The organism is Alicyclobacillus sendaiensis NBRC 100866 (genome assembly GCF_001552675.1).
Lineage (GTDB): Bacteria > Bacillota > Bacilli > Alicyclobacillales > Alicyclobacillaceae > Alicyclobacillus > Alicyclobacillus sendaiensis.
The window spans coordinates 1-1,610 of record NZ_BCRQ01000126.1; the positions used below are offsets into that span (position 1 = coordinate 1).

1 protein-coding gene is annotated in these 1,610 nt (G+C 60.4%); it reads left to right on the forward strand.

Annotation, left to right across the window (positions count from 1 at the left end; genetic code table 11):
• Positions 1-121: 121 nt before the first annotated feature.
• Positions 122-1,567 (forward strand): ISLre2 family transposase, encoded by a 1,446-nt coding sequence (locus AS26_RS13520; protein ID WP_062310641.1) that lies wholly within the window; start codon positions 122-124, stop codon positions 1,565-1,567.
• Positions 1,568-1,610: the final 43 nt, after the last annotated feature.

Here is a 1,610-nt window from a genome sequence, read left to right on the forward strand (position 1 = left end):
AGCGTATAAAGTTTGAGTAGGGTTTGCTTCAGGGAGGAATTTCCGAGGCAAAAGAGAAGAGACCTCACTGTCGACAACAAAATCCCCGCGTTGCAGCGCGGTCAGAGGAGTGAGGTCTCTGATGTTGGATATTCGACGCGCCTTCTTCGCTTTCCTGCACGTGTGGTCGACTGTGCAAGAGTTGGCTGCTCACCCGTGTAACTTCTCGATCCTCGAAGAAAACGTGGTGGGAGCGCTCACCACGGCCGCCGGGGAACTTATTCAACAGGTACTCGAGGTGTGGGATGAGTGGTTAGCGGAGCAACGGGACAAGCGTGAATGGGAGTTGGTTCATCGCAAGTTCCGAACCATCGCGACGACGGTAGGCGAAATCACATACCAACGACGCTACTACCGGAACAAGGAGACGGGCGAGCGTCGTTTTCTGCTGGATGACGCTGTGGGATTGGAGCCGCGCCGGCGGTTGTCCGCGAAGCTGAGAGAGCAAGCCGTCGCGTTAGCGCTGGATGTGTCGTATCACCGGGCCGCGGAGATTCTCCGGACATGGGTACCGGACATCAGTGCGATGGCCATCTGGCAAGAGGTTCAGCGGCTTGGAGGAACCAAGCGAGCGCGGGCAGCGTTGGAACGGGATGAGGTGTTTGGACGAGGAGCCTCGACGCCCGGAACGCGTGAGGTGGATACGCTGTACGTGGAAGCGGACGGCGTATATGTGCGTAGTCGCAGACAAGAAGAGGGCAAGTCGCACCTAGAAGTGAAGCTGGCGGTGGCGTACGAGGGGAAGGATGAACGAAAGCCAGATCGGCGTGCGTTGGTGACCCGATACGTGGTGGCGGGGACGGAGGAAGGCGAACGATTCTGGGAGGAAGCGGTGACGGCGTTTGGACGCGTTTGGGACTGGCGTCATGTAGAGAGGTGCTGGCTCGGGACGGATGGAGCGGCATGGGCGAAGCAAGGGGCCGACATGTTGCCAAGCGCCCGACACCGTCTGGATCCGTTCCACCTCCGACAGGCGCTCGTGAGGGCATTGGGGCGGGAGACGGAGACTTACCGGAAGGTTTGGGATGCACTCAAGGCGGAGGATTGGGCGCGCGTTGAGGCTGTGCTGACGAAGGCCGAGCGTCGGAGCCAAGGTGCGAAGAAGCAGCGAATTGCGCGACTGAAGGGATATCTGAAGGAGCATTGGGACGGCATCGTGGACAGCGGGGATGTGGTGAGTTTAGGCGTGATTGAAGGCCAGGTTTTTCACCACGTGGCGCGCCGGATGAAGCGCCATGGGGCGCGCTGGAGCAAGCAAGGAGCAGACGCGCTGGTGCGCCTGATGGCGGCTCGTGCGAATGGGGAAACCCTGCAGGTGATTGCACAGCCCGAGTGTGTGAAGCCCACAAAGAAGCCAGTCGTGCCGACGCGAGTCTCCGTGAATGAAGCAGAGATCGCGCGCAAGGTGGAGGATGCGGCAAGATGGCTTTCGACGCATATGCCAGCACTGGTCGGCCCGCATGCGGGCCGACCATGGGTAAAGTACGTGCTTCGTGAGCTGGCGCGGCTTCCGCACACCATTGCGTGACCGCTTGGCGCAGTGAGGTCCCCTACGATAACTTGACACGCAC